Here is a 1,513-nt window from a genome sequence, read left to right as displayed (position 1 = left end):
CGGTTTAACCCCTCAAAATTTGAGTCTTTCTCCCTTATTCTCGCATTTTCATATGATTCTTCTCTTCTTCAACCACCTGTGAGTGTAGGAAGGGAAAAATCTAGCGTCAAGGAGTACACTTGACCCCAGACTTTTCCCTTCCTGCTTGACCGCTAGGTTGAAGAAAGGATAGCTGTGCAATCCATTGCCACACTATACTTTCACGACAAATGGTTTTATGCGTTGCAGTGAAAAAGCTTCACCAAATTCTACGGGTGATAAGTCGTACAAACTGCCATGAATCCGGCGTTGGTTGTAAAAGAGCAGATAGTTTGTTACGGATTCATAGGCTTCTTGATAGTTCTGAAATTCATTTCGTTGCAAACATTCTTTCTCCAAAACACTGTGAAATGACTCGATGTGAGCATTTTTATTCGGTGTCTTTGGAGGAATTCGTTCATGCACCGTTCGGAAAAGCTGACAGGCTCCTTCAAACGCATGGCTAATAAACTGTGGACCGTTATCCGTGCGGATAACAGGGCGATCTTCATGTTCGAATTGTTGCCGTTTCCACAAAGCACGTTGAAGAACCTGAGCAGCATGTTTTCCTTCACATGACAGGCCAATATGATAGTCCACAATGGCTCGATCATAGACGTCGATGAGACTCATCAGGAAAAAGAAACGATGTTCCCCGGCGATAAATCCGTATTTTACGTCCATCTCCCACAATTGATTCGGAGCGGTGATCTCTCGGTTATTGGCAAGCCTCCGGGGATGATGACTATTCTTTTTTCGTTGTGGTTGTAAAAGTCCTTCTTCTTTCAGCAGGCGGTACACTTTTTTCTTGTTGATGATCAACTGGTGATCTCGCCGCAGGCAGACCGTAAGCTTTCGATATCCATAAGCAGCTTCTTCATCGGCAATCAGTTCGGATAGCCATTCTTTGATTTGTTCGTCAGAGACAGGTTGTCCGTCCTTTGACAAAGAATAACCGGGTATTGGCCGCCCTCCGTGGTAGACACGAGGTTTTTGGGAGGCTTTGTTTTTTCGGTAATAGTAGGTTGCTTCCAGGATGCCGACAATACGTAGCACCATTTTGGCTTTATATCCCAGCTGTATCCACTTGTCGGCTATTTCCATTTTGTCCGATAAGCTGGGTTCACCTTTTTTATAAGATCTCGAAGGATCGCGATTTCCAAATCCTTTTCTCCAAGTAATTTCTTTAGTTTATCATTCTCGGTTTCCAGTTCACGAAACTCTCCTGGGCTTGGTGTATAACTCGTTACAGCCTTTGCATCGGCAGAAGCGTTTTGCCAATCCGTGTGTTTCGAATCGCGAATCCATCGATACAGCATTTTGACGTCTATCCCATGCCGTCTGGCTACCTGGCTCGCGTTTCCTACTTCTTGGGCTTCTTGGATCAGCTGCTGTTTAAACTCGATTGAATAGCGTTTCCGTTGCATAAAAAATCCCCCTCTGTTCTTCTGATACCAGCTTAACAGGATAAGGGGGTATGACTCAAATCCAATTT

The 1,513-nt window shown here is 44.4% G+C and carries 2 protein-coding genes; both read right to left on the bottom strand.

Features of this window, described 5'->3' with window-relative positions; genetic code table 11:
- Positions 1–192: 192 nt before the first annotated feature.
- A complete protein-coding gene (locus JZI27_RS24825) occupies positions 193–1,122 on the bottom strand; it encodes an IS3 family transposase (RefSeq protein ID WP_280209837.1) in 930 nt (309 codons plus the stop codon).
- Complete coding sequence (locus JZI27_RS24820) at positions 1,113–1,445, bottom strand: transposase (RefSeq protein ID WP_251243214.1); 333 nt, start codon at positions 1,443–1,445, stop codon at positions 1,113–1,115. The genes JZI27_RS24825 and JZI27_RS24820 overlap by 10 nt, the downstream gene beginning before the upstream one ends.
- Positions 1,446–1,513 lie beyond the last annotated feature (68 nt).

It is taken from the genome of Brevibacillus sp. AY1 (assembly GCF_029870785.1).
Taxonomy (GTDB): Bacteria; Bacillota; Bacilli; order Brevibacillales; family Brevibacillaceae; genus Brevibacillus; species Brevibacillus invocatus.
The sequence above is the reverse complement of the archived record's forward strand: the minus strand, read 5'-3'. Positions and strand labels throughout refer to the sequence as shown.